The 26,039-nt window shown below is 66.2% G+C and carries 29 protein-coding genes; 16 read left to right on the forward strand and 13 right to left on the reverse strand.

The annotated features are described in order from the left end of the window. Positions 1–14 precede the first annotated feature (14 nt). Positions 15–809 (forward strand): Fe-S cluster assembly ATPase SufC, encoded by a 795-nt coding sequence (gene sufC, locus C563_RS0106745; RefSeq protein ID WP_018761277.1) that lies wholly within the window; start codon positions 15–17, stop codon positions 807–809. A gap of 12 nt (positions 810–821) precedes the next feature. Further along, positions 822–1,154 carry a metal-sulfur cluster assembly factor gene (locus C563_RS0106750; protein ID WP_018761278.1) on the forward strand — a complete coding sequence of 111 codons (333 nt, stop codon included), beginning with the start codon at positions 822–824 and terminating at the stop codon, positions 1,152–1,154. Between the two features lie 106 nt (positions 1,155–1,260). On the opposite strand, the gene ypfJ is transcribed toward C563_RS0106750, so the two are convergent. After that, a complete protein-coding gene (gene ypfJ / locus C563_RS0106755) occupies positions 1,261–2,142 on the reverse strand; it encodes a KPN_02809 family neutral zinc metallopeptidase (protein ID WP_018761279.1) in 882 nt (293 codons plus the stop codon). Positions 2,143–2,200: 58 nt separating this feature from the next. On the opposite strand from ypfJ, the gene C563_RS0106760 reads away from it, so the two are divergent. Further along, positions 2,201–3,607 (forward strand): class I adenylate-forming enzyme family protein, encoded by a 1,407-nt coding sequence (locus tag C563_RS0106760; protein ID WP_018761280.1) that lies wholly within the window; start codon positions 2,201–2,203, stop codon positions 3,605–3,607. Then, a complete protein-coding gene (locus tag C563_RS0106765) occupies positions 3,597–4,781 on the forward strand; it encodes a thiolase family protein (protein WP_043423881.1) in 1,185 nt (394 codons plus the stop codon). The genes C563_RS0106760 and C563_RS0106765 overlap by 11 nt, the downstream gene beginning before the upstream one ends. Before the next feature lie 21 nt (positions 4,782–4,802). On the opposite strand, the gene C563_RS0106770 is transcribed toward C563_RS0106765, so the two are convergent. The 4 genes from C563_RS0106770 to C563_RS0106785 all read right to left on the reverse strand — a co-directional run bounded on the left by C563_RS0106770 (position 4,803) and on the right by C563_RS0106785 (position 7,448). After that, positions 4,803–5,426 (reverse strand): energy-coupling factor transporter transmembrane component T family protein, encoded by a 624-nt coding sequence (locus C563_RS0106770; RefSeq protein ID WP_018761282.1) that lies wholly within the window; start codon positions 5,424–5,426, stop codon positions 4,803–4,805. Next, positions 5,423–6,160, reverse strand: coding sequence for an energy-coupling factor ABC transporter ATP-binding protein (locus C563_RS0106775; RefSeq protein ID WP_018761283.1), 738 nt, complete (start codon positions 6,158–6,160; stop codon positions 5,423–5,425). Before C563_RS0106775 ends, C563_RS0106770 begins: the two co-directional genes overlap by 4 nt. 11 nt (positions 6,161–6,171) lie before the next feature. Then, positions 6,172–6,816: a biotin transporter BioY gene (locus C563_RS0106780; protein ID WP_018761284.1), complete on the reverse strand. Its 645-nt coding sequence runs from the start codon at positions 6,814–6,816 to the stop codon at positions 6,172–6,174. 131 nt (positions 6,817–6,947) lie between these two features. Further along, positions 6,948–7,448, reverse strand: coding sequence for a MarR family winged helix-turn-helix transcriptional regulator (locus tag C563_RS0106785; protein ID WP_018761285.1), 501 nt, complete (start codon positions 7,446–7,448; stop codon positions 6,948–6,950). A 90-nt stretch (positions 7,449–7,538) separates the two neighbouring features. On the opposite strand from C563_RS0106785, the gene C563_RS0106790 reads away from it, so the two are divergent. Together C563_RS0106790 and C563_RS0106795 are read left to right on the forward strand one after the other, a co-directional pair. Beyond that, positions 7,539–8,471, forward strand: a complete 933-nt coding sequence (locus C563_RS0106790; RefSeq protein WP_018761286.1) for an NADP-dependent oxidoreductase — start codon at positions 7,539–7,541, stop codon at positions 8,469–8,471. A 148-nt stretch (positions 8,472–8,619) separates the two neighbouring features. After that, positions 8,620–9,186, forward strand: coding sequence for a dihydrofolate reductase family protein (locus C563_RS0106795; RefSeq protein WP_018761287.1), 567 nt, complete (start codon positions 8,620–8,622; stop codon positions 9,184–9,186). A gap of 110 nt (positions 9,187–9,296) precedes the next feature. On the opposite strand, the gene C563_RS0106800 is transcribed toward C563_RS0106795, so the two are convergent. Then, positions 9,297–9,701: a VOC family protein gene (locus C563_RS0106800; protein ID WP_018761288.1), complete on the reverse strand. Its 405-nt coding sequence runs from the start codon at positions 9,699–9,701 to the stop codon at positions 9,297–9,299. Positions 9,702–10,014: 313 nt separating this feature from the next. Between C563_RS0106800 and C563_RS0106805 the strand changes: the two genes are divergently transcribed. After that, positions 10,015–10,452, forward strand: a complete 438-nt coding sequence (locus tag C563_RS0106805; RefSeq protein WP_018761289.1) for a VOC family protein — start codon at positions 10,015–10,017, stop codon at positions 10,450–10,452. Positions 10,453–10,549: 97 nt separating this feature from the next. Next, the gene (locus C563_RS0106810; protein WP_018761290.1) at positions 10,550–11,554 is read left to right on the forward strand and encodes a DUF808 domain-containing protein; all 1,005 of its coding nucleotides are present in this window, start codon (positions 10,550–10,552) and stop codon (positions 11,552–11,554) included. Positions 11,555–11,580: 26 nt separating this feature from the next. Here the strand turns inward: C563_RS0106810 and C563_RS0106815 are convergent, their stop codons facing one another. Further along, entirely contained in the window at positions 11,581–12,645 is a 1,065-nt protein-coding gene (locus C563_RS0106815) for a spore photoproduct lyase family protein (RefSeq protein WP_018761291.1), read from the reverse strand. Between the two features lie 209 nt (positions 12,646–12,854). Between C563_RS0106815 and C563_RS0106820 the strand changes: the two genes are divergently transcribed. Further along, a complete protein-coding gene (locus tag C563_RS0106820; RefSeq protein WP_018761292.1) occupies positions 12,855–14,453 on the forward strand; it encodes an ABC-F family ATP-binding cassette domain-containing protein in 1,599 nt (532 codons plus the stop codon). Here C563_RS0106820 and C563_RS0106825 read toward each other — a convergent pair. From C563_RS0106825 to C563_RS0106840, 4 genes are read right to left on the reverse strand one after another with little or no spacing between them, the layout of a single operon-like run. Next, positions 14,450–14,926, reverse strand: a complete 477-nt coding sequence (locus C563_RS0106825; protein ID WP_018761293.1) for a YbaK/EbsC family protein — start codon at positions 14,924–14,926, stop codon at positions 14,450–14,452. The two genes, C563_RS0106820 and C563_RS0106825, sit on opposite strands and share 4 nt — an antisense overlap. Positions 14,927–14,928: 2 nt before the next feature. Beyond that, positions 14,929–15,804 (reverse strand): SURF1 family cytochrome oxidase biogenesis protein, encoded by an 876-nt coding sequence (locus C563_RS0106830; protein ID WP_018761294.1) that lies wholly within the window; start codon positions 15,802–15,804, stop codon positions 14,929–14,931. Beyond that, positions 15,805–16,065 (reverse strand): hypothetical protein, encoded by a 261-nt coding sequence (locus tag C563_RS0106835; RefSeq protein ID WP_018761295.1) that lies wholly within the window; start codon positions 16,063–16,065, stop codon positions 15,805–15,807. Then, entirely contained in the window at positions 16,062–16,490 is a 429-nt protein-coding gene (locus C563_RS0106840; RefSeq protein WP_018761296.1) for a DUF3099 domain-containing protein, read from the reverse strand. Before C563_RS0106840 ends, C563_RS0106835 begins: the two co-directional genes overlap by 4 nt. Positions 16,491–16,642: 152 nt before the next feature. Here C563_RS0106840 and C563_RS0106845 point away from each other — a divergent pair, with 152 nt between their 5' ends. Beyond that, entirely contained in the window at positions 16,643–17,368 is a 726-nt protein-coding gene (locus C563_RS0106845) for a beta-ketoacyl-ACP reductase (protein ID WP_018761297.1), read from the forward strand. 140 nt (positions 17,369–17,508) lie between these two features. Then, positions 17,509–18,261 (forward strand): SDR family oxidoreductase, encoded by a 753-nt coding sequence (locus tag C563_RS0106850; protein WP_018761298.1) that lies wholly within the window; start codon positions 17,509–17,511, stop codon positions 18,259–18,261. A gap of 73 nt (positions 18,262–18,334) precedes the next feature. Here the strand turns inward: C563_RS0106850 and serB are convergent, their stop codons facing one another. Further along, positions 18,335–19,228 carry a phosphoserine phosphatase SerB gene (gene serB / locus C563_RS0106855; protein ID WP_026264458.1) on the reverse strand — a complete coding sequence of 298 codons (894 nt, stop codon included), beginning with the start codon at positions 19,226–19,228 and terminating at the stop codon, positions 18,335–18,337. 123 nt (positions 19,229–19,351) lie between these two features. On the opposite strand from serB, the gene C563_RS0106860 reads away from it, so the two are divergent. The 5 genes from C563_RS0106860 to C563_RS0106880 all read left to right on the forward strand — a co-directional run bounded on the left by C563_RS0106860 (position 19,352) and on the right by C563_RS0106880 (position 23,374). Continuing rightward, positions 19,352–20,137 carry an ABC transporter ATP-binding protein gene (locus C563_RS0106860; protein WP_018761300.1) on the forward strand — a complete coding sequence of 262 codons (786 nt, stop codon included), beginning with the start codon at positions 19,352–19,354 and terminating at the stop codon, positions 20,135–20,137. Between the two features lie 20 nt (positions 20,138–20,157). Then, positions 20,158–20,943, forward strand: a complete 786-nt coding sequence (locus C563_RS0106865; RefSeq protein WP_018761301.1) for a sulfite exporter TauE/SafE family protein — start codon at positions 20,158–20,160, stop codon at positions 20,941–20,943. Positions 20,944–20,950: 7 nt separating this feature from the next. Next, positions 20,951–21,760 carry a TrmH family RNA methyltransferase gene (locus C563_RS0106870; protein WP_018761302.1) on the forward strand — a complete coding sequence of 270 codons (810 nt, stop codon included), beginning with the start codon at positions 20,951–20,953 and terminating at the stop codon, positions 21,758–21,760. Positions 21,761–21,924: 164 nt separating this feature from the next. Further along, positions 21,925–22,182 carry a type B 50S ribosomal protein L31 gene (locus tag C563_RS0106875; protein WP_018761303.1) on the forward strand — a complete coding sequence of 86 codons (258 nt, stop codon included), beginning with the start codon at positions 21,925–21,927 and terminating at the stop codon, positions 22,180–22,182. A gap of 97 nt (positions 22,183–22,279) precedes the next feature. Next, on the forward strand, positions 22,280–23,374 hold the full coding sequence (locus C563_RS0106880) for a lipoyl protein ligase domain-containing protein (RefSeq protein ID WP_018761304.1): 1,095 nt from the start codon (positions 22,280–22,282) through the stop codon (positions 23,372–23,374). An 11-nt stretch (positions 23,375–23,385) separates the two neighbouring features. Here C563_RS0106880 and pepN read toward each other — a convergent pair whose 3' ends face one another. Next, positions 23,386–26,022 carry an aminopeptidase N gene (gene pepN / locus C563_RS0106885; RefSeq protein WP_018761305.1) on the reverse strand — a complete coding sequence of 879 codons (2,637 nt, stop codon included), beginning with the start codon at positions 26,020–26,022 and terminating at the stop codon, positions 23,386–23,388. Positions 26,023–26,039: the final 17 nt, after the last annotated feature.

Genomic DNA, 26,039 nt, shown 5'->3' on the forward strand with positions numbered 1-26,039 from the left:
GAAGAAAGAAGAGCATGTCAACTCTTGAGATCAAGGACCTGCACGTCAGCATTGACACGGAGCAGGGCACCAAGGAGATCCTGAAGGGCGTCAGCCTGACCATCAGGACCGGCGAAACGCACGCCATCATGGGCCCCAACGGCTCCGGCAAGTCCACGCTGGCATCCACCATCGCCGGCCACCCCCGCTACACCGTGACCAGCGGCACCATCACGCTGGATGGCGAAGACGTCCTGGCCATGAGCGTCGACGAGCGCGCCCGCGCCGGTGTCTTCCTGGCCATGCAGTACCCGGTCGAGGTTTCCGGTGTCACCATGACCAACTTCCTCCGCACCGCCAAGACCGCCATTGACGGCCAGGCGCCGGCCCTGCGCACCTGGACCAAGGACGTCAAGGCCGCGATGGAGCAGCTGCGGATCGACGCCGACTTCGCCCAGCGCAACGTCAACGAAGGCTTCTCCGGCGGCGAGAAGAAGCGCGTGGAGATCCTGCAGCTCGAGCTCTTCAAGCCCAAGTTCGCCGTCCTCGACGAGACTGACTCCGGCCTGGACGTCGATGCCCTCAAGATCGTCTCGGAGGGCGTCAACCGCGCCCACGCCGAAGGCAACATGGGCACCCTGCTGATCACTCACTACACGCGCATCCTGCGCTACATCAAGCCTGACTTCGTCCACGTGTTCGTGGACGGTCAGGTCGTCGAGGAAGGCGGCCCCGAACTGGCCGACCGCCTCGAGGAAGAGGGCTACGACCGTTACGCCACGGGCGCCGGTGCAGCCACCATCGCGGCTGCTGCCGCAGCACAGGCCTAGTAAGGACTTGTCATGACCGAAATCAAGCCGGGCCGAACGGCCCTGGAGGACGTCGAAGAGGCGCTCAAGGACGTCATCGACCCTGAGCTTGGCGTCAACGTGGTGGACCTGGGTCTGCTGTACGGCCTCAAGTACTCCGACGACGACGGCGCCCTGCTGATCGACATGACGCTCACCACTGCTGCCTGCCCGCTCACCGATGTTCTCGAGGAGCAGGTGGGACAGGCCCTGGACGGCGTTGTGGACGACTGGCGCCTGAACTGGGTATGGATGCCGCCCTGGGGTCCCGAGCGGATCACCGACGACGGCAAGGACCAGATGCGGGCCCTCGGCTTCAACATCTGAATAAGTACGACGGCGGGCCACCTTCCCCAGGGGAAGGTGGCCCGCCGTCGTCGTCCCCACCGGCCCTTTACGCCCCTCGGTAGCGTAGGGCCAGGCGTGGGCCCGGTTAAAGGGTGGCGGCGCTGAAGGTGTCGCACTGCTTGATGTCCCCGGACTGGTAGCCGCGGGCAAACCAGCGCTGGCGTTCCTCGCTGGACCCGTGCGTCCAGCCCTCCGGGGAGACGCGCCCCGTGGCCGCCTTCTGGATCCGGTCGTCACCCACGGACGCGGCCGCCGAGAGGGCATCGTTGACATCCTGCTGGGTGAGCGGTTCCAGGTAGGGCTGGCCGGTGGCCGGGTCCGGAGTGCTGGAGGCATACTTGGCCCACAATCCTGCGTAGCAGTCAGCCTGCAGCTCGGTCCGCACGGAACCGGATTCGGGTCCCTGGGGGTCCTGCTGGGCCCGCCCCAGGTCGCCCAGGAGGTTTTGGATGTGGTGGCCAAACTCGTGGGCCACCACATATTCCTGCGCCAGCGGGCCGCCGGAGGAGCCAAACCGGTCCACGAGTTCCTGGAAGAACCCTGGGTCGAAGTACGCGGTGGTATCGGTGGGGCAGTAGAACGGACCCACCTCCGAGGTGGCGGCCCCGCAAGCGGTATTGGTGCCGCCGCTGAAGATCACTGCTTCGGGGCGGGGATACTGCACGTTGTACTTCTTCAGGTAGCCGGGCCAAAAGGCGTTGAGGCTGTTGACCGTACCGGTGATCCGGCAGTCGAGGCGGGCGTCCGCGTCCGCGCCGGTTTTACAGGCAGGCGCGGTGCCCTGGGATTGTCCGGCGGTCCCGCCGTCGGTCAACCCGCCAAGGAGGTTGGGGTCGATGCCCAAGAGCAGCGCAATGAGCAGCACTAATCCGCCGCCAATCCCGCCCCCAACTTTGACCCCGGTGCCCATGCCCCGCCGGTCCTGGACCTGGGACGGATCCAGCTGCGCATTGTCGTTGAAACTCATAACGTCACAATACCCGCGGCCCGGAGGCTGAATCCGTGCCTGCCGGTAAAGTTGGTCCGTGCCTTTCCTGAACAAGATCCAGCGCTGGGCGGAGCAGCGGCCGCACCACACCGCAGTCGTGGTCGCCGGGCGCCGGCTGGACTGGGCGGAGCTGCGGGACGCTGCCGCAGAGCTGGTGGCGGAGACAAAGTCGGTGACCACCCTCTGCGAGGCCAATTCGGTGGATTTCGCGGTGAGGTTCGCTGCGGCGGTCGCCGGCACCCGGCAGTGCGCGGTCCTCGACCCCTCCTGGCCCGCCGCCCTGCAGGAAGACATTGTCCGCCGGGTTGAGGCGTGCGCGGTTCCTGCCCAGGTGGATCCGGACGACGCCCTGGCCGACGGGCCGCCGGACACCGGATTCCTCATTGGCCTTACCTCGGGAACCACGTCGGTGCCCAAGGCCTTCACCCGCTCCCGGCACTCGTGGCAGCAGTCTTTTGACGCGTCCATCGAGTTCTTCGGCCTGCGCCAGGATGATGTGACCCTCGCGCCCGGCCCGCTGGCGGCCAGCCTGAACCTGTATGCCCTGGCCGAATGCCTTTATGCCGGCTCCGAGTTCCAAACGCTGGAGTCGTTCGACGTCGGCGACGTCCATGCGGCTATTACGCACGACCGGGTAACCCGGCTGGTGCTGGTGCCCACCATACTGCGGATGCTCAGTGAACGCGGCATGACCGGATGCGTTGACGCATCGGGGATCCGGACCATCATCTGTGCCGGTTCCAAACTCGATGCCAGGACCCTTGAAGCCGCCCGGCGCTGGGCGCCCAATGCGACGATCTACGAGTACTACGGTGCGTCCGAGCTCAGCTTCGTCTCCGGACTCGGACTGGCGGCCGGGCAGCCCGGAACTCCGGGTGGGACCGGCATTGGCCGGCCTTTTCCCGGCGTCGAGGTCAGCATCCGGGATGACGCCGGCACCGGGGTGCCGGAGGGCAGTTACGGCAATATCTGCGTCCGCAGCGGCATGGTCAGCAACGGCTATTTGTGGGGGGACGACGGCGAGGCCCTGCGCTCGTTCGGGAGCTGGTTCACGGTGGGGGACCAGGGCTATCTTGCGGACGGGGAGCTGCACATCCTGGGCCGGCGTGCGGACATGATCCTTACCGCCGGGCGGAACGTCTACCCGCATGAGGTTGAACTGGCGTTGGCCGCCGTTCCAGGGGTGGCCGCAGCGGTGGCTGCCGGCATGCCGGACGACCTGCGCGGGCAGCGTGTGGTGGCCGGCGTGGTCCCGTCCCAGGGCGGAATCACCGCCACCCAGCTGCGGGCCGGGCTGGAGGAGATCCTGGCCAGGGACAAAAGGCCGCTGCAGTACTACGTCCTGCCCGAACTCCCCACCACGGATCGCGGCAAGGTCAGCCGCAGCATGCTGCTGGAATGGATCAACGCCAGGGACCCGCGGGTGCGCAGCCTTGGTGGCTGAGGATCTCCCGGCGGAACGGCAGCCGGTCATCATCGCCGCCCTCCGGACACCGGTCTGCCGGATCAACGGGCCTTTGCGGGCCCTGCGCTCCCATGAACTCCTGGCACCGGTCTTGCAACAACTGGTTGCCGGAGCCGCCCTCGATCCGTCCTCCGTTGACGACGTGGTGATCGGCAATGCCGTGGGGGGCGGCGGAAATGTGGCCCGTCTTGCCCTCCTGGAAGCCGGGCTGCCGGTCACCGTTCCGGGGCTCACCGTGGACCGGCAGTGCGGATCCGGCCTGGACGCCATCGTCCTCGCCGCACGGCTGGTGGCCGGCGGCGGCAACCAGGTGTACCTTGCCGGCGGAGTGGAAAGCACCAGCACGGCGCCGTTGCGGGCGCACCGGAACGACGACGGCGGTCCGGAGTTCTACCATCGCGCCCAGTTTGTGCCGCACAGCTTCGGCGATCCGGACATGGGCGTGGCCGCCGAGACGGTGGCGCAGGAATACGGTGTCGGCCGCGACCGGCAGGATGCGTTTGCGCTGGCCAGCCACCGGAAAGCCCTTGCGGCGAGGCGGGACGGGACCTTTGAGGGCGAAATCGTGGCCCTGCCCACCCCGGGAGGCACCGTCGCCACCGATGACGGACCGCGGGCCGGCCTCACCCCGGCAATCATGGCGCGGTTCCCTGCCGCCTTCGTCGCCGGGGGCACGGTCACCGCCGGGAACTCGTGCTTCGACGCGGACGCAGCGTCCGCCGTCGTCATGACCTCGCTGCAACGTGCACGCGAACTGGGCGCCCGGGACGCGCTGCTGGTGCGCGGTACCCACACCGCCGGGGTTGCTCCGGGGGTGCTGGGGATCGGTGCCGCGAGCGCGGCCCGGCAGGTGCTGGCCGGGGCCGGTGTCGCGGCCGGGGACCTGGACCTCGTGGAATTCAACGAAGCGTTCGCCTCGCAAACGCTCGCATGCCTCGACGAGCTGGGGATCGATCCGGCGGGGGTGAACCTGGATGGCGGTGCTTTGGCCCTGGGGCACGCCTACGGGGCGTCCGGGGCGGTCCTGGTGACCCGGCTGTTCGCGCAGGCTAGGAAATCGGGAGTCGATGGCACCTTGGCGATGGCGATGATCAGCATGGCGGGCGGCATGGGAACGGCCGCGCTCCTGGAGTACCGGCGCCTGGGCTGCTGAGCCGGGTTTTGGCGTGCCCCGTCAGTCCTCGGCCTCGCCCAGGCCGCGGGCGGCGAGCGCTTCCCCGGTTTGCCGTGCGTAGGCCACGGAGGTGATGAACACCGGCAGGACCAGGGCCCGCGGATTGCGTTCCAGGCCCCTTGCCCGCGCGGAGTCCCGTACGTCAGCGAATGTTCCCGCGATGTACGGAATGCTGCGGAGCATGATGCCGATGGTCAGGGCGAAACGCTCAGGGTCGGCACCGAACCTTTCGAAGGGTCGTGCCAGCCGGACGACGCCGTCGAGCAGCTGCTGCACCGGAGTGGTGGCGGTGAGCAGGGACGCAGCAACGACGCACACCAGGATGTTCAGCACAATCCTTGCGCCGGTGGGTGCGCCCAGCTGCCACGCCTGGAAGAGTCCCACCACCAGGAGCACGGGGACCAGCGGCCGGACAGCCCCCCAAAGCCTCTTCCCCCCGGCGCCTGCCCCCAGGAAGAGTCCGCCAAGAACTGCCAGGACCGCAGCGGAGACGCCCCAGTCCACGATGACGAAGGATGCCAGGCCGCACCCAACCACGAGGAGGAACTTCAGCGCCAGCGGTGACCGGTGGAGGAACGAGGTCCCCGGCACGTAATTGGCCAGGAGGAATCCGTGGCCCCTCATGGCGTGTCAGTTGCGGTGTTGATCCCGTTGAGCCCGTCCATGCACCAGGAACGGTAGGCTGCCACGGCGTCGGCCGGTGCGCCATCGAAAGCCACACGCCCCTGTTCGATAACCAGCACCCGGTCCATTTCCAGGGCAAGGTCCAGGTCGTGGGTGGACATGATGATCTGCTGGTCCAGGCCCGCCAGGGTCCTCCGGAGCAGCTCGCGGTTGCGCAGGTCCAGCAGTGTTGACGGTTCGTCCAGGACCAGGACCTTGGGGTCAATGGCCAGGACGGCGGCGAGGGCCATCAGCTGCCGTTCGCCGCCGGAGAGTTCGTAGATGCTTTGGTCTGCCAGCGTCAGGAGGCCGAGCCGCCCCAGGGCAGCCTCGGCCCGGCTGCGCCGCTCGGCTCCGTTCTTCACCGAGCGGCGCAGTGACAGCTCCACGTCCTCCCGGCCGGTGGGCATCACCAGCTGGGAGAGCGGGTCGGTGAAGACGAAACCGACGTTCCGCCTGACTTTCCGCACGGCACGTTCTGTGTCGTCGCCGTCGACCGCCACCGTGCCCGTGGTGGGCTGGACCAGCCCGTTGACCAGCCGCAGCAGCGTGGACTTGCCGGAGCCGTTGGCGCCAATGACGCCCACGCGTGGTTCGTCCAGCCGGAGGTTGACTTCATCAAGGAGGACCTTGGGCTGCGGGGAATCCTCTTGTTGGACCGCAACGGTTACCTTGTCGAATGTCACGGTGGGCATGGCTTGCAGTCCTACGCCGTTGCAGGGGTGGCGGCCTGCCGCCGTACCCGGCGGACCAGGACATCGGGGAAGGCGCGGTGCAGCGCGACGGCGATGGCCGCCGCAAGGATGTTCTTGATGACGTCGCCGGGGTAGAAGACAAGGTCGCCCACGAAGGCCTGTTCCAGGGTTGCCTTCGAGTTCAGGGCGATGCCCATAATGCCCAGGGTGTGGACCACCACAACGCTGGTGGCCGTGGCGGCGAGGAAGAACCAGAGCGCGCGGGCCTTCCTGGTGCGTCTGATGATGATGGTGGCCAGCCAGCCCACCACTCCCGCCGCGATGGGGAAAGCGATGATGTAGCCGGCTGAGGGGCCGGCAAGGATGCCCAGGCCGCTGCGGCCCTGGCTGAAGATGGGCAGGCCGGCGAGCCCCAGGAGGGTGTAGAGCCCGACGGCGGCAAGTCCGCGGGCAGGACCGAGCACCAGGCCTGTGAGCATCACGGCGAGGGTCTGGAAGGTAATGGGGACGCCAAAACCGTTCAGGGCCAACCCCGGCACGAGTGCTGCGCCGGCGACGAGGGCGGCGAAGACGGCAATAAGCCCCAGGTCGGTGCCGTTCCAGCGGCGGCGTCCTGTCGGTTGGCTGTTCGGTGTAGTGGTGCGGGTGTTGCTCATGGCGGTCCTGTCGGGGTTGTACAAGCGGAATCTAATGTACCGCCGACGTTACCGGGGTGGAACGGTGCCTATTTTGTAGGGGGTCTACTACGCCGGGTGCGGGCTGCGTTGGGCTGGGTACAAATTGGCTCCTAGGTTGCCTTCCGACGGCGTGGTGCGGCTGAGCGCGGCGGAGCTGCGCGGAGGTGCGCGGATGCCCGGCCGAGGATGCGCGCGAGGTCGTCAACGTCGCTGTCTGACAGGGCCGCGAACAGCAAGCTCCGCACGGCGTTGATATGGCCGGGGAACACGGCCCCGAGCACGGTGCGGCCGGCGTCGGTGAGTGTCAGGACGGTGCTGCGTTCGTCCTCGGGGGAGGGGGAGCGGGAGACGAGGCCGCGCTGTTCGAGCGATTGCGCCTGGTAGGTCAGCCCGCTGCGGCTGTAGACAACGCCGTCGGCGAGGTCCGTCATGCGCAGCTGCCCGTCCGGGGCGTCTCCGAGGCGGGCCAGGAGCTGGAACTGGACGTAGCTGAGGTCACCGGCATCGCGGAGCTGTTTCTCCACTGCGTGGCGGAGCAGGCTGCTGACCTCCGTGAACGCGAAATACGCCCCGAGCTGGGTGGGGGTCAGGTTCAAGGGTGCTTCGTCCATGGTTCCATCCTAGGGGTTGATTCGAGTTCGAAGCAATGCTACCTTCATTCCATTGCTTCAAATTCGAAGCATCAACTGAAAGGGACAATCATGAAGGCAGTGCAGTTTCACGAGGCAGGCGGCCCCGAGGTGCTTCAGCTCACGGAGATCGAGCAGCCGGTGCCGGCCGCTGGAGAGGTCCGGCTGCGTGTAGCCGCGTCCGCCTTCAATGCGGCCGATAACGGAATGCGGGCGGGATTCCTGCCGATCCCGGTGGTGCTGCCGCACGTTCCCGGCTATGACGTATCCGGCATCGTCGATGCGGTAGGCAAAGACGTCGAGGGTATTTCGGCAGGCGATCCGGTCATCGGGTTCCTGCCCATGGAACAGGACGGCGGCGCCGCGGACTACGTCATTGCCCCCGCCGATGCGGTCGTGGCCGCCCCGGCGACCATTCCACTGGCTGATGCAGCGGCACTGCCTTCTGTGGCATTGACGGCCTGGCAAGCCCTCGTTGACGAGGGGCAGCTGGAGGCGGGACAGCGGCTGCTCATTGTCGGCGCCGGCGGTGTGGTGGGCAAATACGCCATCCAACTCGCGAAGCGCGCCGGCGTGCACGTGGTGGCAACCGCAAGTCCACGCAGTATCGACGCTGTCCGCGCGGCAGGCGCGGATGAGGTCATCGACCATACGGCCGCCGACCTGCTCGGCGCCGTCGACGGGCAGGTCGATGTGCTGCTCAACCTGGCTCCGATCGAGCCCGAGCAATTTGCCGCGCTGGTGGCCCTGGTGCGCGATGGCGGCGCGGTGGTCAGCACCACGGCATTCATGCAGACGCCGGGCGACGAGACGCGTGGTGTGCGTGCTGCCACCGTCTACGTCCGTCCCAACCGCGAACGCCTCTCAGAGTTGGTATCCCTGGTCGACGACGGGCAACTCACCGTCGAAGTCACCCGACGCATTCCCCTCGCGGAACTGCCTGCCCTCCACGCGGAGGCGAGCGTTGGCCGCGTGCCCGGCAAGGTCATTGTCCTGGCGGGCTGACCTGCTGCCCGAACGTCGGTTTCGGGGATGGCGAAAGCTTCCGGCATTCGGGCTTTGCATTGGTGGGCAGGCAAGCAGGCGTTGTAGCCGCCTTACATCGGAGAGAGGATGAACGCACCAGCTGAAATTCTCGGACAAGGACCCGACGATGCCCGAACTCCTCATCGACTTCATCACCTCGCTCGACGGCTACGCCGCTGCGGACGGTTGGCCGGGCTGGTGGGGGCTTGAAGGGCCCGAATACCTGGCATGGCTCGGAGATTCCCCCGAAGTCGACTACACCGTACTGATGGGGGCAACGACGTACCGCGTCATGTCAGGCCTCTCCGCTGCCGGCGAACCCGGTACCGAACCTCTGGCCGGTCTGTCGACGATCGTGTTCTCGGAGACATTGCGCGAACCCCTCGCGTGGGCGAACGCTCAACTCGTCGCGCGGGACGCCGTTGAGGCCGTGCGAGAGATGAAGGCAGCCGGGACGACGTCAATGCGCACGATAGGCAGCCTCAGGCTGTGCCGGTCGCTACTGAAGGCAGGTCTCGTGGACCGCTTCCGCGTGGTCATCTTCCCCGTCATCACCGGGAGCACCGGCCGAGAGAGGATCTACGACGGGTACCCCGACGTCGCCCTCGACATGATCGGCAGCCGGACCTTCGATGGACGCATCCAGCTGGTTGAATACGTCCCGACCATTCTGTCAGGGCCCACGGGCTCGTAGATGGTCTGAACGGGACCAGTATTAGCTGAAGCTGAGATCAGATGGATGCTCATCAGTGTCAGTTCGCCTGCAGGGAAGATCCCGCGCCACGCCGGGCCGCGGCGGATCACTCACTCGGCCGGATCGGCGTCCGGTTTCATCCAAAACGGCGAGTAGTGGTAACCGTCAGGATCGTCGAACTGGCGCTGGTACATGAAGGGGTAGTCGTCGGTATCACCGATCCGCCCGCCGGCGGCACCGGCGCGCTCGGCGAGCTCATCGACCGCCTCACGGCTCCCGACATCAAACGAGACAGTGACCTTTGACGGCGTATCGGGTCCGCCTACCAGCTCCTCGGCGCCGCCGACGCTCGCATACATCTCGCGGCTGCCGAGCATGACGAACTGCTCTGGTGCGATCGCGAAACATGACACGTTCTGATTGGACATTTCCGGTTGGAGAGTCCAGCCCAGTGCGGTGTAGAAAGCGGTGGCGCGTTCAACGCTGTCAACCGGGCAGGTGATGAAGAGGCTCATGCGGCTCATAGTTGCAAGATGCAAGTATGAGGTCAAGATCCCAGCGGCGGTCCGCAACTGGGCTGGGCGCTGCCGCATTGCCGAGGCGTCCCGCCCGGGTCCTCTGTGGCTTCGCCACTGACTTCCAGCCGGACAATCGCTCGACCACTGGACGACCCCAACCCTGCCGAATACTGGTTACGCCGGTTTAAGGACTGTCACACGACATGTCGGCACATCTGTCTGCCGCCATGAGCGGGACTCAGGCTCAGGCAGCAGACTGCGCACCAAAACAGGGGTTTGCGGGAAGCGCCTGCTTGGTACCCTGTGCCGTATGCCCATCAAACTTGAAAACGTCGGCATCGCCGTCAGCGATCTGGAAGCAACAATCGCGTTCTTCACCGACCTCGGCCTCACCGTCCTGGGCCGGGACACGGTCAGCGGCGACTGGGCAGACACGGCTGTGGGCCTGGACGGCAACCACGCCAAAATTGCCCTCCTCCAGACCCCGGACGGCAACGGCCGCCTCGAACTGTTCGAATACATCCACCCCGATGCAATCCCCACAGAGCCCACCCTGCCCAACGAAATCGGCATGCATCGAGTGGCCTTCTCCGTTGACAGCATCGAGGATGCCCTTGGCATTGCTGCCAGGCACGGCTGCCACCCGCTGCGCGGCGTCGCAACGTATGGCGACGTCTACAAACTCTCCTATGTGCGCGGCCCCAGCGGAATCATTGTGATGTTCGCCGAGGAACTGCAGAAGGGCTGAGGACGCCCGGCGGCCTGCAATATACTCCGAACATGCCCATCACGCACCCTGCCCCAAATCCCCACCGCCGCAATAGCACTCTGCGCGGAGGCCGGCTGTGAGCGGCGGTCTCGTCGCCCTGCTCGACGACGTGGCAGCGCTGGCCCGGATCGCGGCCGCCTCGGTGGACGACGTCGCGGCCGGCGCCGCAAAGGCCGGAGCCAAGGCCGCGGGCGTGGTCATCGACGACGCCGCCGTCACCCCGCAGTACGTCTCAGGTGCGGACCCGGCCCGGGAACTGCCAATGATCAAGAAGATCTTCTGGGGCTCGATTCGCAACAAGCTCTTGATCATCCTCCCGGCCCTGCTGCTCATCAGTGCGTTCGTTCCCGGGATCATCCCCTTCATCCTCATGCTCGGCGGTACCTACCTCTGCTATGAAGGAGCGGAGAAGGTCTGGCACAAGTTCCGTGGCGGCCATCATGACGCCGGGGAGGCTCCGGCCGTGGAGCGCGGGCACGATGCCGAAGCAAAAGTGGTCAAGGGCGCCATCACCACCGACTTCATCCTGTCCTGCGAAATCATGGTCATCTCCATGAATGAGGTCGCAACGGAATCCATTTGGGTCCGGGCGTTCATTCTGGTGCTGGTGGCGTTTGCCATCACGGTGCTGGTTTACGGTGCGGTGGCCCTCATCGTCAAAATGGACGATATCGGGCTGCACCTGATGGACAAGGACTCGTCACGTTCCAAGCGCATCGGTGAACTGCTCGTCAGGGGGATGCCGGCCGTCCTGGCGGCCATCACGTTCGTCGGCACGATTGCCATGCTGTGGGTTGGCGGCCACATCATGCTGCAGGGGGCCCACGATCTCGGCTGGCACGCACCCTACGACCTCGTCCACGCCCTGGAGCACCCGGTGGAATCCGTTCCAGCCGTCGGCGGCCTCCTCGCGTGGCTCGTCAACACTTTGTGCTCGGCGGTACTGGGACTTGCCTGGGGCCTGGTGGTCCTGGCCGTCGTGGGCCCGCTGATGAAAGTGCTGCCGTTTGGCAAGGCCAAAGAAGCCAAGGACGGCCATGACGCGGCCGCCCGCCGGCAGTCGGAGAATCACCAGGGCTGACGCCGCGCGGCGAACAACAGCCTCCGCTAGAACGCGTAGCGGATCCGGCAGTACGGCGCTATGTCGGCGACGAGTGTGGAGAGCTGCCGCACGTAACCGGCCTTCGCCCGGGCGCGGTACCTGACGTTGCTGAAGCCGTTCGACGAGACCTTGGCTTCCTGCAGGCCGGGACGCCACAGCACCTCCTCTGCCTGCGGGTGCCAGCCAAGGTTGACCTTATGCAGCTGCTCATTATGGGTGAGGAAGATGACCTCCGCCGCCAGTTGGGCTTTGGCTTCGGGGGTCAGGGTTGCGTCGAGTTGGCGCAGCAGTTGTTCCCAGTCCGCAAGCCAGGTATCCGTGATGATGACCGGGGAGAAATTCACGTGCACTTCGTAGCCGGCTGCAACAAAATCGTTGATGGCGGCCATCCTGTCGGCAACCGGCGATGTGCGGACATCGATGGACTTTGCCAGGTCCGCGGGCATCAATGAAAAGCGGATCCTGGTGTGGCCGCCATGGTCCCATTCCAGCATCGCGGGGTTGACGAACTTCGTGGCGAAGGACAGCTTGGCGTTGGGCAGTTCGCGGAACAACGCGACCAGCTCTTCCACGTTGTCGCTGATCAGGGCGTCTACGGAGCAGTCGCTGTTTTCTCCGATGTCATAGACCCAGAGCTCAGCGTCGCACTGGTTGGGCTCCAGCTTGATCCCCTGGCGGGCGGCATGCCGTTCGATGGCTCCGGCGATCTGCCCGATGTTGGCGAACACGGTGACCGGGTTGCTGTAGCCCTTGTGGCGGGGAACATAGCAGTAGGCGCACGCCATGGCGCACCCGTTGGCGGTCGAGGGTGCGATGAAGTCCGCCGAACGCCCGTTGGGCTTGACGGCCAGCGACTTCTTCACGCCGAGTACCAGCGCCTCCGTCTTGATCCGCGACCAGCGCGGGACGTTCGTTTCGTCACCGTGCACGTCCGGAATGTTCCAATGGTTCTCCACCAGCACAACGTCGGCATCCGGCCAGCGTGCCACGATCTCCTGGCCACGGGGCAGCTCCAAAGCTTCAGGCTGGGCATAGATGCGCCGGACCTGGAGGAGGCGGTCAAATTCCATGCACCCCATTCTCCATGGGTGCAGGAAGCCGGCATCCGCACGCCACGGCCGATGCTGGCACCGATAGTCCACTGGCCCGGACGTTGAAATTGCGGCGGCCCGCTGGACGGTAGACTGGACTGTGCCGTTCTCCGGCCGTTTACCGCCCCGCCCAACCACAGACGCTCCGGGCCGCGGCTTATCCCTGTTTGTGAAAGGCCTTACCTGCTGTGATTACTGTCCAGGATCTTGAACTGCGTGCCGGCGCCCGGCTCCTCATGGACCAGGTGAGCTTCCGCATCGACAAAGGGGACAAGATCGGCCTGGTGGGCCGGAACGGGGCCGGCAAGACCACGCTGACCCGCGTCCTTGCAGGGGAGGGGCTTCCGGCTGCCGGCAAGGTCACCCGCAGCGGCGAAATCGGCTACCTTCCCCAGGATCCGCGGACCCCTGACATGGAACAGCTGGCCCGGGACCGGATCCTCTCTGCCCGTGGCCTCGATATCGTCGTCGGCAAACTCCGCAAGGCGCACGATGAGATGGCCAGCGAGGACCCCGAGGTCCAGCGGAAGGCCATGAACCGCTACGACCGGCTGGAATCGGAGTTCCTGGCCGCGGGCGGCTACGCGGCCGAGGCTGAAGCGGCGTCGATCTGTTCCAACCTCGCCCTCCCCGACCGCCTGCTGAACCAGCCGCTAAAGACACTCTCCGGCGGGCAGCGGCGCCGCGTGGAGCTGGCCCGCATCCTGTACTCCGATGCCGAGACGATGCTGCTGGACGAGCCCACCAACCACCTCGACGCCGACTCCATCGCCTGGCTGCGTGACTTCCTGAAGAACCACCAGGGCGGCCTGATCGTCATCAGCCACGACACGGACCTGCTGGAAGCCACCGTCAACAAGGTGTTCCTGTTGGACGCCAACCGTGCCCAGATCGACTTCTACAACATGGACTGGAAGCGCTACCTCCAGCAGCGCGAAACGGATGAGCGCGCCCGCAAGCGTGAACGCGCCAATGCCGAAAAGAAGGCACAGGTCCTCATGGACCAGGCCAACAAGATGCGGGCCAAGGCCACCAAGGCCGTCGCCGCGCAGAACATGGCCAAGCGTGCCGAACGGCTGCTCAGCGGCCTGGAAGCGGTCCGCGAGCAGGACCGCGTGGCAGCGCTTCGTTTCCCCGATCCGTCGCCCTGCGGCAAGACCCCGCTCACCGCGGACGGGCTCAGCAAATCCTACGGTTCGCTGGAAATCTTCACCGACGTGGACCTGGCGATCGACCGCGGTTCCAAGGTGGTCATCCTGGGGCTCAATGGCGCCGGCAAGACCACCCTGCTGCGCATGCTCGCCGGCGTGGACGCACCGGACACCGGCGAGGTCATCCCGGGCCACGGGCTCAAGGTGGGCTACTACGCCCAGGAACACGAAACCCTGGACCACGACCGCACCGTGCTGGAGAACATGCGCTCCTCCGCGCCGGACATGAAGGACGCCGAGGTCCGCGGCATCCTGGGCTCGTTCCTGTTCTCCGGCGACGACGTCGACAAGCCCGCCGGCGTCCTCTCCGGCGGAGAGAAGACCCGCCTGGCCCTGGCCACCATCGTGGCTTCCAGCGCCAACGTCCTGCTCCTCGATGAACCTACCAACAACCTGGACCCCGCCAGCCGCGCCGAAATCCTGGGCGCCCTGCGGAACTACACCGGCGCCGTCGTCCTGGTCAGCCACGACGAGGGCGCGGTGGAGGCCCTCAACCCCGAACGCGTCGTCATGCTCCCGGACGGTGTGGAGGACCTCTGGAACGAGGACTACCTGGACCTGATCACCCTGGCCTAGCGGACGGTCAGTTCCCGGGCCGCGGTCATGCGGAGCAGCTGCTGGTAGGTGATGCTGAACATGGAGTTATGGTCGCCTGCTCCGGCCCAGAGCACTTCGTGTTCCCGCAGGCTGGTATCCAGCAGGGTCCTGATGGGCGCGGGGTGGCCCACCGGTGCCACGCCGCCCACCTGCTGGCCCGTGTGCTCCAGGACAAAGTCGGGGGAGGCCCGGCGGATCCTGCCGTGGCCCAGCTGCCCGGCTACCAGCTTCGTGTCCACCCGCGCCGCGCCGCTGGCGAGGATCAGCAGCGGCCGGCCGTCCAGCTCAAAAACCAGGCTGTTGGTAATGGCCGCAACGTCGCACCCCAGGGCTTCCGCCGCTGCCAGGGCGGTGGGGACGCCGGCAGCAAAAGTCCGCACCGTATCCGGTAACCCTGCTTCGAGCAGTGCCGAGCGCACCAAGGCGACCGGGCCGGCGTCGTACCCGCTCATTCTTAGAACCCCTGCGCGTCCAGCAGGGCGTCCTCTTCTTCCTCGGCCGTCGCCTTGGTGCGCTTCCGCGCTGGTGCCGGCCGACGGCGGGCAGCCGGGACGGCGGAGTGGACGGCCCCGTCGGCGGGCGTCTCCTCATCCTCGGCGTCAATCGCGGCGTTGCGCGCCTGCTGCCGCGCCGCATAGCCAAAGCCGACGAACATGAGCACGCCGAACGCGAACCACTGCAGGGAGTAGGACAGGTGCGTCCCCTCGTCCGTGGACGGCTTGGGGAACGCCACGGGCATGTCGGCAACAGCGGGCGTTTCCGAGGCCAGCTGGCCGTACGCCCCCGTGAACACCGGATAGCCCAGTTGCGCCGCATAAGTTTGCAGGTCGATGGACGCCAATTGTCCCGTGGGTGCCCCGCGCTGCAGCTCGGGCTCGCTGTGCTTCAAGCGCACGACGGCGGTCACCTCACCGGCCGGGGGCGCCGGCACCGAATCCGGACTGCCGGGATTCTTGTTTCCGATGGGCAGCCAACCCCGGTCGATCACCACGGTTTCGCCGCTGTCCAGCCGGAACGGGACAACAACCTCGTACCCCGGCTGGCCGTTGAGGGGCCGGTTCCTCACCACGCGCTGGCCGGCAGCATCGTAGGTTCCCTTGAGCTCAACCTGGGTCCATTCCTTGGCCGGGTCCAGCTGCGCGAACTGGTCCTTCGCCTGGGAGAAAGGGATGGGGGTTGCCGAATAGTTGTTGACGACCCTGTTGATTTCGGCAAGGGTTTCGGCGCGGCGGTCCATCTGCCAGCGGCCCAGGAAGACGCAGGCCGTGGCAAAGATGGCGGCCAGCAGGAGATAGCCCAGCCACTTGCTGGAGAAGAGGAAGCGGTACATTCAGATGTCCTGCTCCAGGGGGACCGCGTCCGCCTGCAGGGGAAGGGTTTCCTTCCAGAGTCCCCGCGTTTGCAGATAGTCCTCAAGCCATACCCGGTGCTCCGCGCAGGCCAGCCAGGTCTTCCGCCGCTCGGGAGCGTGGATCTTGGGATTGTTCCAGAGGAGTTGCCAGGACGCTTCGGACCTGCAGGCCTTCCGCGAGCAGAGAGCCGTTGACTCCGATGCCATGTCCGATCCTGCTGCGAAATCGAAAAGGCTCATGGCGCCTGCCGCTCCTCTCCCTGTTCCTCGTCGTCTGCTACCAGTTCGCCCTGGAGCACCGCGCTCCCTGCTTCTTCGTCCTCGGCCGGGGGAGCTGGGCTTTCGAGCTCCGCCAGGGGCGCGGAATCGATCAGCAGGTCGCTGTGCCCTTCGGCCTTGTCGTTGCCGTTGGCTATGACCACCGCCACCCAGGGAAGGAACACCGCGCCGGCCACCGCAATGATCTTGAACCAGCCGTCCACTACGAAAATCATGACCAGGCAAACCATGCGGATGCCCATTGCCAGGGCGTACTTGATCATCCGCTGTCGCATGTCCTCCGAGTGCGCTCCAGCAGCTTCGGTAATGCTGTGTACCTCGGTATCGCCGGAGAACCGGCCCGGTTCTCCGGGCGCGGAATGTCCCGCATGGTTTTCAAGGGTCACGGTGAATAATCACGCTCCAAAGGCTTCCCTCAATTCTCGCACCATCGGCAGTGCTGCCCAAACCCGTACCGGGGCTGCCGCTAAGATCGGAGGCAGCCCAAACCACTCACTGCAACCGCGGCCCAGCCTGCCGCAGAAAACCGGAGCCCTCTATGACTGAAGCAGTTTCCGCAGCCCGCAGCGTCCTGATCACCGGCGGAAACCGCGGTATCGGCCTGGCAATCGCACAGGCATTCCTGGCCAACGGCGACAAAGTGGCCGTGACCTACCGCAGTGAATCGCAGCTGCCGGAGGGAATCCTCGGGGTCAAGGCCGACGTGACCGACGAGGCCTCCGTGGACGCAGCCTTCAAGGCAGTGGAAGCCGCCCACGGCCCCGTCGAAGTCCTGGTGGCCAATGCCGGCATCACCAAGGACACGCTGCTGCTGCGCATGAGCGAGGACGACTTCACCTCCGTGATCGACACCAACCTCACCGGCGCGTTCCGCGTCATCAAGCGTGCGTCCAAAGGGATGATCCGGCTGCGCAAGGGCCGCGTCGTCCTGATCTCCTCGGTGTCCGGCCTGTATGGCGCTCCGGGCCAGATCAACTACTCCGCGTCCAAGGCCGGACTGGTGGGCATCGCCCGGTCCCTCACCCGCGAACTTGGTTCACGCGGCATCACCGCCAACGTGGTGGCCCCCGGTTTCATCAATACCGACATGACCGCCGAACTCCCCGAAGCAACCCAGAAGGACTACCTGGCCAGCATTCCGGCCGGCCGCTTCGCCGAAGCGTCAGAGGTTGCCAATGTGGTCCGCTGGATCGCCAGCGACGAAGCCGCCTACATCTCCGGGGCCGTCATCCCGGTGGACGGCGGCCTGGGCATGGGGCACTGACCGGTCCTGCCCACGGCCATGCAGCGAACTAGGCCGGCGGCGCTTATTTGTCGAGGTCGGACAAAGGCATTGGGAACAGCCGCTGGCATGATGGACTGCAGGCCACAACGATTTGGATGTTTCGAACAAAGGAAGCTCGTATGGGACTGCTGGACAACAAGACGGCCATCGTCACCGGATCATCGCGGGGCATCGGCGCGGACGTAGCCAAGATCCTCGCCTCGGAAGGGGCCGCCGTCGTCGTCAACTACCGCCAGAAGGCGCCCCGCGCCAACAAAGTGGTGCAGGGAATCGAGGCTGACGGCGGCCGGGCGGTAGCCATCGGTGCCGACCTCACCACGCAGGAAGGCGTGCAGGCGCTGGCCAGCGCGGCCATGGAAAACTTCGGGTCCCTGGACATCCTGGTCCTGAACGCTTCCGGCGGCATGGAAACGGGAATGGGGGAGGACTACGCGCTCAAACTGAACCGTGACGCGCAGGTCAACATGCTCAACGCCGCCGTGCCCCTCATGCGGGAAGGCTCCCGCGTGGTGTTTGTCACCAGCCACCAGGCCCACTTCATCAACACCGTTCCCACCATGGAAGCCTACGAGCCCGTTGCCCGCAGCAAGCGCGCCGGTGAGGACGCCCTCCGGGAACTGATCCCCAACCTCGCGGAGAAGGGCATCTCCCTCGTGGTGGTCTCCGGGGACATGATCGAAGGCACCGTCACCGCCACGCTCCTGGACCGCTCCACGCCAGGTGCCATCGAGGCACGCCGCGCCGAAGCCGGGAAGCTGTATTCCGTGGAGGAATTCGCCCAGGTTGTGGCCGGCATGGCCACTGCCGACGTCGAGTCCGGCCACACCGAGTACGCCGGCGGCGCAGACTACTTCGGCAAGGGCGTCCAGTAGCCGCCCGCTGTTGTACCCCTTAAACCCCTGATGGGCTCCGCCAGGCGGAGCCCATCAGTTGGTTAACAGGGACTCAGACCCCGGCGATGTAGCGGACGGCGTCCAGGTACGGCATGTTCACTGCGGCATCCGCGACCGCCCTCACGGCCGGCTTGGCGTTGAACGCTACGCCGATGCCGGCGGCGCCGAGCATGTCCAGGTCGTTGGCACCGTCACCTACGGCAACAGTGTGTTCAAGGGCGATGCCCTCCGCCGCGGCCCACTCGCGCAGGTACTTCTCCTTCGCGGCCCGGTCCACCACCGCGCCGAGCACCTTGCCGGTCAGCGCACCGTCCACGATTTCCAGTTCGTTGGCCTGCCAGTAGTCCAGGCCAAGGTCCGCGGCGATCGGCGCGAGGATCTGGTTGAAGCCACCGGAGACCACAGCCACCACGTGGCCTGCGGCCTTGAACGCGGCAACGAGTTCGGCGGCGCCTTCGCTGAGTTTCACTTCGTGGCGGACGGAATTGACGACGTCGGCCGGCAGCCCCGCGAGGACAGCCACCCGGGCGTGGAGGGACTGCGCGAAATCCAGTTCGCCGCGCATGGCGGCCTCGGTCACGGCGGCAACTTCCTCCCGCTTGCCGGCGTACGCGGCCAGGAGTTCGATGACCTCCTGCTGGATCAGGGTGGAATCGACGTCCATGATCAGCAGCTTCCGTTCGGCGGCGCGCAGCCCAGCCGGTACCAGAGCGGTGTCAAAACCCCCGATCGCGGCCTCCGCCACGGCCCGCCGCAGGGACGCGAGCCCGGCCGCCGTGTCGTCTGGAAAGTCCAGTTCGGCCAAGGACACCTGGTAGCGGTCATCGCCCAGGCCGGTCTCGGACAGCACCTCGGCGCCCTGTGCAGCAAGGACGGAACGCAGCTGCTCCAGCCCGTTGGGGGTCAAATTTTGGCCATAGCTGACCGCAGTCACGTTCGAAGTCATGCCTGCAATCTTATCGAGCGGCAACAAGGTCCCCTGCATTCGTTGCGCACCCGCCTTCGGGGTTCCCTGGGACCTTCACACCGGTTATCAGTCATCATCTTTTTTGTCCTAGTGTCTATTCCTATGAGTGATGTTCTGGAACTGGACTCCGTCAGCGTTGTCCGAGGTAAAAAGACCCTGCTGGACAAGGTCGACTGGCAGGTCAACGAAGGCGAGCGGTGGGTCATCCTTGGCCCGAACGGCGCCGGCAAAACCACCCTCCTCCAGATTGCGGCAGCCCGGCTCCACCCCAGCAGCGGCACCGCAGGCATCCTTGACGAAGTCCTTGGCCGGGTGGACGTCTTCGAGCTCCGGCCACGCATTGGCCTGTCATCGGCAGCCCTGGCCACCCAGATCCCCGAGCATGAGAACGTCCTCAACGTGGTGGTCACCGCGGCGTACGGCGTCACCGGACGCTGGCGGGAAGGGTACGAGCGCGACGACGAACGGCGCGCCTTCCGGCTCTTGAACGACTGGGGCATGGGACCGCTGCTCAACCGGACCTTCGCCACCTTGTCCGAGGGGGAGCGGAAGCGTGTCCAGATCGCCCGCGCCCTGATGACCGATCCCGAGCTGCTGCTGCTGGATGAGCCGGGCGCCGGCCTGGACCTTGGGGGACGTGAAGAACTGGTGCACAAGCTTGGCGAGCTCGCCCGCGACGAAGCTGCTCCGGCCATGGTCCTGGTCACGCACCACCTCGAAGAAGTGCCTCCCGGCTTCACGCACGCCATGCTGCTCCGCGACGGAGGCGTGGTGGCCGCCGGCCCCATCACCGAGGTCCTCACCGAAGAACACCTGAGCACCACTTTCGGCCTTCCCTTGGACGTGTCCGAAAACGCGGGCCGTTACACCGCCACCGCGCGCCGTTAAGCCACGCCTGCCCAACCGTTGTGGAATTTTTCAGCAGCATCATTGTGTTCATCGCCGGCCTGTGGGCCGGGACCATCAATGCAGTAGTTGGCTCCGGGACCCTGGTCACCTTCCCGGTCCTCATCGCCCTGGGGGTGGCCCCGGTCGTGGCTTCCATGAGCAACGCCATGGGACTCGTCGCCGGTACCGCGGCCGGTGCGTTCGGCTACCGCCGGGAGCTCGCAGGACGGGGACGCCAGGTGCTCCGGCTCCTGCCGGCGTCGGTCCTCGGCGGGATCACCGGGGCCTGGCTGCTGCTGCACCTGCCCGAACAGGTCTTCCATTACGTCGCACCCGTGCTCCTGGTACTGGCGCTGCTGATGGTGGTGTTCCAGCCCAGGCTCCAGGACTGGGTCCGCAACCGCGAGGCCAATCCGGAGCACGCCGTACGGGACAAACGCCACGGGATCCTCCTGGTGGTGCTTGTGTACCTGGCCGGCGTGTACGGCGGCTACTTCGTCGCAGCACAAGGAATCCTGCTGGTAGGAATCCTCGGGGTGTTCCTCACCGGGACCATCCAGAACGCGAACGCCATGAAGAACATCCTGGTCCTCGGCGTGAACATGGTGGCCGCCATCTCCTACCTGGTCTTCGCCTTCGACCGGATCAACTGGCTGGTGGTGCTGCTGATCGCCGTCAGTTCCACCATCGGCGGCCTGATGGGATCCAAGGTGGGCCGGAAGCTCTCGCCGCGCGTCCTCCGGGCGGTCATCTTCAGCCTGGGCATCGTGGCCCTGGGCGTTATGATCGCCAACCTGCTGAAATAATCACCGGGTGACCTTCCACTACCTCGAATCCGCCGATGACCCGCGCGTAAGCGACTACACCACGCTGACCGATGTCCACTTGCGCAAGCTCCGCGAGCCTGCCGAGGGGATGTATATCGCCGAATCGTCGCGGGTGCTCCGCCGCGCGCTGGCGGCAGGCCATGCGCCGCGCTCATTCTTCCTGGCAGAGAAATGGATGGCGGACCTCGACGACGTCTTCCAGGCCTACCCTGACGTTCCCGCGTACATTGGCTCGGCCGCGTTGCTGGAGGAAATCACCGGCTTCCACCTCCACCGCGGCGCGATGGCGGCGATGCAGCGCCCGGCCCCGGTGCCCCTGCCGGAGCTCCTCGCCGGTGCCCGCCGCGTGGCCGTGCTGGAGGACATCGTGGACCACACCAACGTGGGCGCTATCTTCCGCTCTGCCGCAGCCTTGGATATTGACGCGGTGCTCGTCTCGCCGAGGTGCGGCGATCCGCTCTACCGCCGGAGCGTCCGGGTCAGTATGGGCACCGTCTTCCAGGTGCCCTGGGCGCGCCTGCAGGACTGGCCCGGGGACCTGCAGGTACTCAAGGACCACGGATTCACGGTCGCCGCGCTGGAGCTGACGCCGGACGCCGAGGACGTCGACGCCGTGGCAGCCCGCAATCCGGACAAGCTCGCCCTGGTGCTCGGCACCGAAGGTGCAGGCATGAGCGCCGGCACCCTGGCCGCCGTCGACCTCGCCGTCAAAATCCCGATGCGCAACGGCGTGGATTCCCTCAACGTGGCCGCGGCCTCAGCCGTGGCGTTCTGGGAGTTGCGCGCACGGGGGTGACCTGCACCTTCACAGGGGCGCCGGTTCGTCAGCCCCCTCGGCTTGGTCTATGATGGATAGCTGGTTGTCCTGCTTTTTCAGCTTCGGCTGATCCGACAGATCCCAGCCATCCCATTCATACCTGGCAACTGGCAAAATCCAGTTGCGCGAACAAAGGTCCAATTATGAAGTCTGATACCCACCCGAAGTACGAAGCTGTTGTCTTCAACGACCTGGCCTCCGGCACGAAGTTCCTGACCCGCTCCACCGTGTCTTCCTCCAAGACCATCGAGTGGGAAGACGGCAACACCTACCCGGTCATCGACGTCGAAATCTCGTCCGAGTCCCACCCGTTCTACACGGGCAAGCAGCGCATCATGGACTCCGCAGGCCGCGTCGAGCGCTTCAACGCTCGCTTCAAGGGCTTCGGCGGCAAGAAGTAATTCCTTCGCCCAAGCTTGTTGCTGGACGCCCGCACCGGAAACGGTGCGGGCGTTCTGCTTTAACCGTGCACCCGTTTTTTGGGGCAGGATGGGAAGCATGAGCCAGCCCTTTCCTGCCACTGATCCTGCCGGCACCCCGCGACTGCACGGCGAATACAAGGTCCCGGGCGGCAAGCTCGTCGTGGTCGACCTTTCCGTCGAGGACGGGGCTCTGGCGGAGGTCTCCGTCAGCGGCGACTTCTTTCTCGAACCCGACGAAGCCCTGGAAGACATCAACCGGGCATTGACCGGACTGCCGGAGACGACGACGGCCGCGGACCTTGCTGCTGCCGTCACGGCCGCCCTCCCGGCCGGGGCCGTCCTGTTCGGCTTTTCGGCCGACGCCGTGGCCGTGACGGTCCGCCGCGCGCTTGCCAAGGCGACCTCCTGGACGGACCACCACTGGAACGTCATTGCGCCCACGGTGCTCCCCACGGAAATCAACGTTGCCCTGGACGAGGTTCTCACCGAGGCCGTCGGAGCGGGGGAGCGGACTCCCACCCTGCGGTTCTGGGACTGGCAGGAACCGTCCGTGGTGATCGGCAGCTTCCAGTCCGTCCAGAACGAGGTGGATCCCGACGGCGTGGCCAAGCACGGCATCAACGTGGTGCGGCGGATCAGCGGCGGCGGCGCGATGTTCATGGAAGCCGGCAACTGCATCACGTACTCGCTCTACCTGCCGCAGACGCTGGTGGACGGGCTGAGCTTCGCCGACTCCTACCCGTTCCTGGACGCCTGGGTCATGGCGGCACTGGAGAAGCTCGGTATCAACGCCTTCTACGTCCCTCTCAACGACATCGCCACGGATCAGGGAAAGATCGGCGGCGCCGCGCAAAAACGCCTGGCCAACGGGGGAATGCTGCACCACGTGACCATGAGCTATGACATCGACGCCGACAAGATGGTCGAGGTGCTGCGGATCGGCAAGGAAAAACTCTCTGACAAGGGCACCCGCAGCGCAAAGAAGCGCGTCGATCCGCTCCGCCGGCAGACGGGCCTTGCCCGGATGGCGATCATCGAAGCCATGATCGAGGTGTTCAGCGAGCGCTACGGGGCCGCCCCGTCACAGCTGGCCGGGCACGAGCTCGCAGCCGCCGAGGAACGCGTGGCTGCGAAATTCGGCACCGAGGAGTGGCTCTACCGGGTTCCGTAGCCTCACGGCGGTTACCCGCCGACCGATGACGAAACGCCGGCGGCCTGCGCCGTGAGCGCCCGCACCAGGTGGCTTCGCTGTTCGATGATGATCCGGCGCAGGGCTCGCGGTGCATCCCCGTTGGCCGCCAGCCAGTCATCCGTCCGCCGGACCACTGCATGCTGTTCAGGAGCCGCGCCCTGCGCCAAGTCCTGCGATGACGGGTAGAGCCCGCGCACGATCCGGCTGGCGATTTCGATGCTCCGCTCAGCCCAAACGGTCCGCAGGCAATCGAAGTACGGGCCGACGTACGGGTCAAGCAACTGTGCCGGTGCCGTGCTGAAACCATTGATGGTGGCTGACAGCAACTGGTTGGAAAGCTCGTCTTTCTTCACGGCGGCGTCCCAGGCTGCCGCTTTCACGTCGGCTTCGGGACGGGCCGCCATCGCCGTTGCGTGGCCGGCGCGGCCGGAGGCCGTGGTGTCCCGGGCGAGTTCGGCATCGAGTTCGGCGGCGGTGGCCTGTCCGTTGGCGGCCAGCGCGTGCCACAGCTGCCAGCGCAGTTCAGCGTCGACGGCCAGGCCTGGCACGGGAGCTGAGCCGTCCAGCAGGCCGCGGAGCCGCGGGAGCAGGGCGGGATCGTGCCTGCTGAAGCCCGCCAAGGTCCGCGCCCAGGCCAGTTGCTGGTCTGACCCCGGTGTGGCCCGGTCCAGTTCGGTTGCCGCGGTGGCGAGGAAGGACGCGCGGACCGAGTCCCTGGCTGCCGGCGGGACATAGTGTTCGACGGCGGTGGCCGCGTTGTCGAGGACGTTCAACAGGACGCCGATTCCGGTCTCGGCGGGGGCAAACGCTGCTACGGCGTCCACATAGAGGGCGGCTGGGCTTTGCGCGTCGCGGGCAGAGTTCCACAAGGCCGTCCAGCAGAGGGCGCGGGCCATGGGGTCGGTGATCCGGTCCAGGGCGGCGCGGACAGTCGCCAGGGAGTCCGGGTCCAGCCGTACCTTGGCGTACGTCAGGTCGTCATCGTTGACCAGGATGAGGGCAGGCCGTGGCTGTGCGGCAAGCTGGGGGAGTTCCGTCCTGGCGCCCGCCACGTCGGTCTCAAAGCTCCCGGTCCGGACCAGCGCGCCCTCGCCGTCGAAATCGTAGGAGCCGACCCGAAGGCGGTGCGGCCGCAGCTCTTCGCGTCCGGTGGCCGGGTCCACTGCTTCCTGGACGATGGCCACCCCTGCCGGCAGGCCGTCGCCGGAACCGCCGGCGCCTACCTGAACGGACAAGGTGGAGATCCCGGAGGTCTGCAGCCACTGGTGGGCCCAACCGGTCAAATCCCGGCCGGAAGCGGCCTGCAGGGCCTCAAGGAGATCGGCCAGCGTGGTGTTTCCATAGGCGTGGTTGCGGAAATACTCCCGCGATCCGGCGATGAAGGCGTCAAAGCCGACGTAGGCCACCAGCTGCTTCAGCACCGAGGCGCCCTTGGCGTAGGTAATGCCGTCGAAGTTCTGCTTGGCGGCTTCGAGGTCGGGGATGTCCGCCACGATCGGGTGGGTAGTGGGGAGCTGGTCCTGCACATAGGCCCAGGCCTTGCGCTTGTTGGCGAAGTTGACCCAGGCGGTGCCCCAGCCGGTGGCCTGGTCCACGCCCAGGGTGCCCATGTAGTCGGCGAACGACTCCTTGAGCCAAAGATCGTCCCACCACTGCATGGTCACCAGGTCGCCGAACCACATGTGCGCCATCTCGTGCATCAGGGTGTTGGCCCGGGCCTGGTACTGCGCATCCGTGGCGCGGGACGTGAAGACGTAGCTTTCCGTGAAGGTGACCAGGCCGGGATTTTCCATGGCGCCCAGGTTGTACTCGGGCACGAATGCCTGGTCGTACTTCCCCCAAGGGTAGGGGAAGTCGAAGAGGCGGTTGAAGAAGTCCAGGCCTGCCTTGGTGAGCCCGAACAGCGCCTCCGGGTCAAAGGACGCCGCCATGGACGCCCGGCAGTAGAGGGCGAGCGGCACGTCCAGCCGGGTGCCGTCGTCGAGCGTTGCCTCCCAGCGGTCTTCTGCCTTGAAGTAGGGGCCGGCGAGGACCGTGGTGATGTACGTGGACAGGGGCAGCGTGGTGGCGAAGTCCCACCGGGCGGTAGCCGGATCGCTGGTGAGCAGGGTGCGGTTCACCTCTGCCCCGTTGGATGCCACCTGCCAGTGGGCCGGCGCCGTCACATGGAAGGTGTAGGCGGCTTTGAGGTCCGGCTGCTCGAAGTTGGCGAAGACCCGGCGGGCGTCGGCCGGCTCGTACTGGGTGTAGAGGTAGCACTGGCCGTCGGCCGGATCCACGAAGCGGTGCATGCCTTCGCCCGAGCGGCTGTACAACGCCGTGCCGGTAACGGTCACCTGGTTCTCGGCCCGCAGGTTGTCCAGCCGGATCCGGGCGCCATCCACCACCTCCGCCACCGGCAGGCCCTTGCCGTTGAGGAACACGCTGTGCACTTCGCCGCCGATGAAATCCAGGAACGTGCTGGCGCCGGGCTCTGAAGCCGTGAAGTTGATGACGCTGCGGCTCGTGTACCCTGCGACGGCCGGATCCGCCGCTTGCCGCACATCCAGCGAGATGTCGTAACTGGTGGTGCTGATCAGGACTGAACGTTCAGCGGCTTCGCGGCGCTGCAGATTCTCATGTGACACCCGGCTATCTAATCATG

The sequence above is a fragment of the Arthrobacter sp. 135MFCol5.1 genome (assembly GCF_000374865.1).
Taxonomy (GTDB): Bacteria; Actinomycetota; Actinomycetes; order Actinomycetales; family Micrococcaceae; genus Arthrobacter.

Coding starts and splice junctions, on each gene's coding strand:
- C563_RS0106830 (WP_018761294.1), bottom strand. CDS start 15,804: ATGTACCGCTTCCTCTTCTCCAGCAAGTGGCTGGGCTATCTCCTGCTG.
- C563_RS0106795 (WP_018761287.1), top strand. CDS start 8,620: ATGCCCGAACTCCTCATCGACTTCATCACCTCGCTCGACGGCTACGCC.
- sufC (WP_018761277.1), top strand. CDS start 15: ATGTCAACTCTTGAGATCAAGGACCTGCACGTCAGCATTGACACGGAG.
- C563_RS0106875 (WP_018761303.1), top strand. CDS start 21,925: ATGAAGTCTGATACCCACCCGAAGTACGAAGCTGTTGTCTTCAACGAC.
- serB (WP_026264458.1), bottom strand. CDS start 19,228: ATGACTTCGAACGTGACTGCGGTCAGCTATGGCCAAAATTTGACCCCC.
- C563_RS0106800 (WP_018761288.1), bottom strand. CDS start 9,701: ATGAGCCTCTTCATCACCTGCCCGGTTGACAGCGTTGAACGCGCCACC.
- C563_RS0106825 (WP_018761293.1), bottom strand. CDS start 14,926: ATGAGCGGGTACGACGCCGGCCCGGTCGCCTTGGTGCGCTCGGCACTG.
- C563_RS0106845 (WP_018761297.1), top strand. CDS start 16,643: ATGACTGAAGCAGTTTCCGCAGCCCGCAGCGTCCTGATCACCGGCGGA.
- ypfJ (WP_018761279.1), bottom strand. CDS start 2,142: ATGAGTTTCAACGACAATGCGCAGCTGGATCCGTCCCAGGTCCAGGAC.
- C563_RS0106785 (WP_018761285.1), bottom strand. CDS start 7,448: ATGGACGAAGCACCCTTGAACCTGACCCCCACCCAGCTCGGGGCGTAT.
- C563_RS0106770 (WP_018761282.1), bottom strand. CDS start 5,426: ATGAGGGGCCACGGATTCCTCCTGGCCAATTACGTGCCGGGGACCTCG.
- C563_RS0106815 (WP_018761291.1), bottom strand. CDS start 12,645: ATGGAATTTGACCGCCTCCTCCAGGTCCGGCGCATCTATGCCCAGCCT.
- C563_RS0106850 (WP_018761298.1), top strand. CDS start 17,509: ATGGGACTGCTGGACAACAAGACGGCCATCGTCACCGGATCATCGCGG.
- C563_RS0106835 (WP_018761295.1), bottom strand. CDS start 16,065: ATGAGCCTTTTCGATTTCGCAGCAGGATCGGACATGGCATCGGAGTCA.
- C563_RS0106880 (WP_018761304.1), top strand. CDS start 22,280: ATGAGCCAGCCCTTTCCTGCCACTGATCCTGCCGGCACCCCGCGACTG.
- C563_RS0106780 (WP_018761284.1), bottom strand. CDS start 6,816: ATGAGCAACACCCGCACCACTACACCGAACAGCCAACCGACAGGACGC.
- C563_RS0106790 (WP_018761286.1), top strand. CDS start 7,539: ATGAAGGCAGTGCAGTTTCACGAGGCAGGCGGCCCCGAGGTGCTTCAG.
- C563_RS0106860 (WP_018761300.1), top strand. CDS start 19,352: ATGAGTGATGTTCTGGAACTGGACTCCGTCAGCGTTGTCCGAGGTAAA.
- C563_RS0106750 (WP_018761278.1), top strand. CDS start 822: ATGACCGAAATCAAGCCGGGCCGAACGGCCCTGGAGGACGTCGAAGAG.
- C563_RS0106805 (WP_018761289.1), top strand. CDS start 10,015: ATGCCCATCAAACTTGAAAACGTCGGCATCGCCGTCAGCGATCTGGAA.
- C563_RS0106775 (WP_018761283.1), bottom strand. CDS start 6,160: ATGCCCACCGTGACATTCGACAAGGTAACCGTTGCGGTCCAACAAGAG.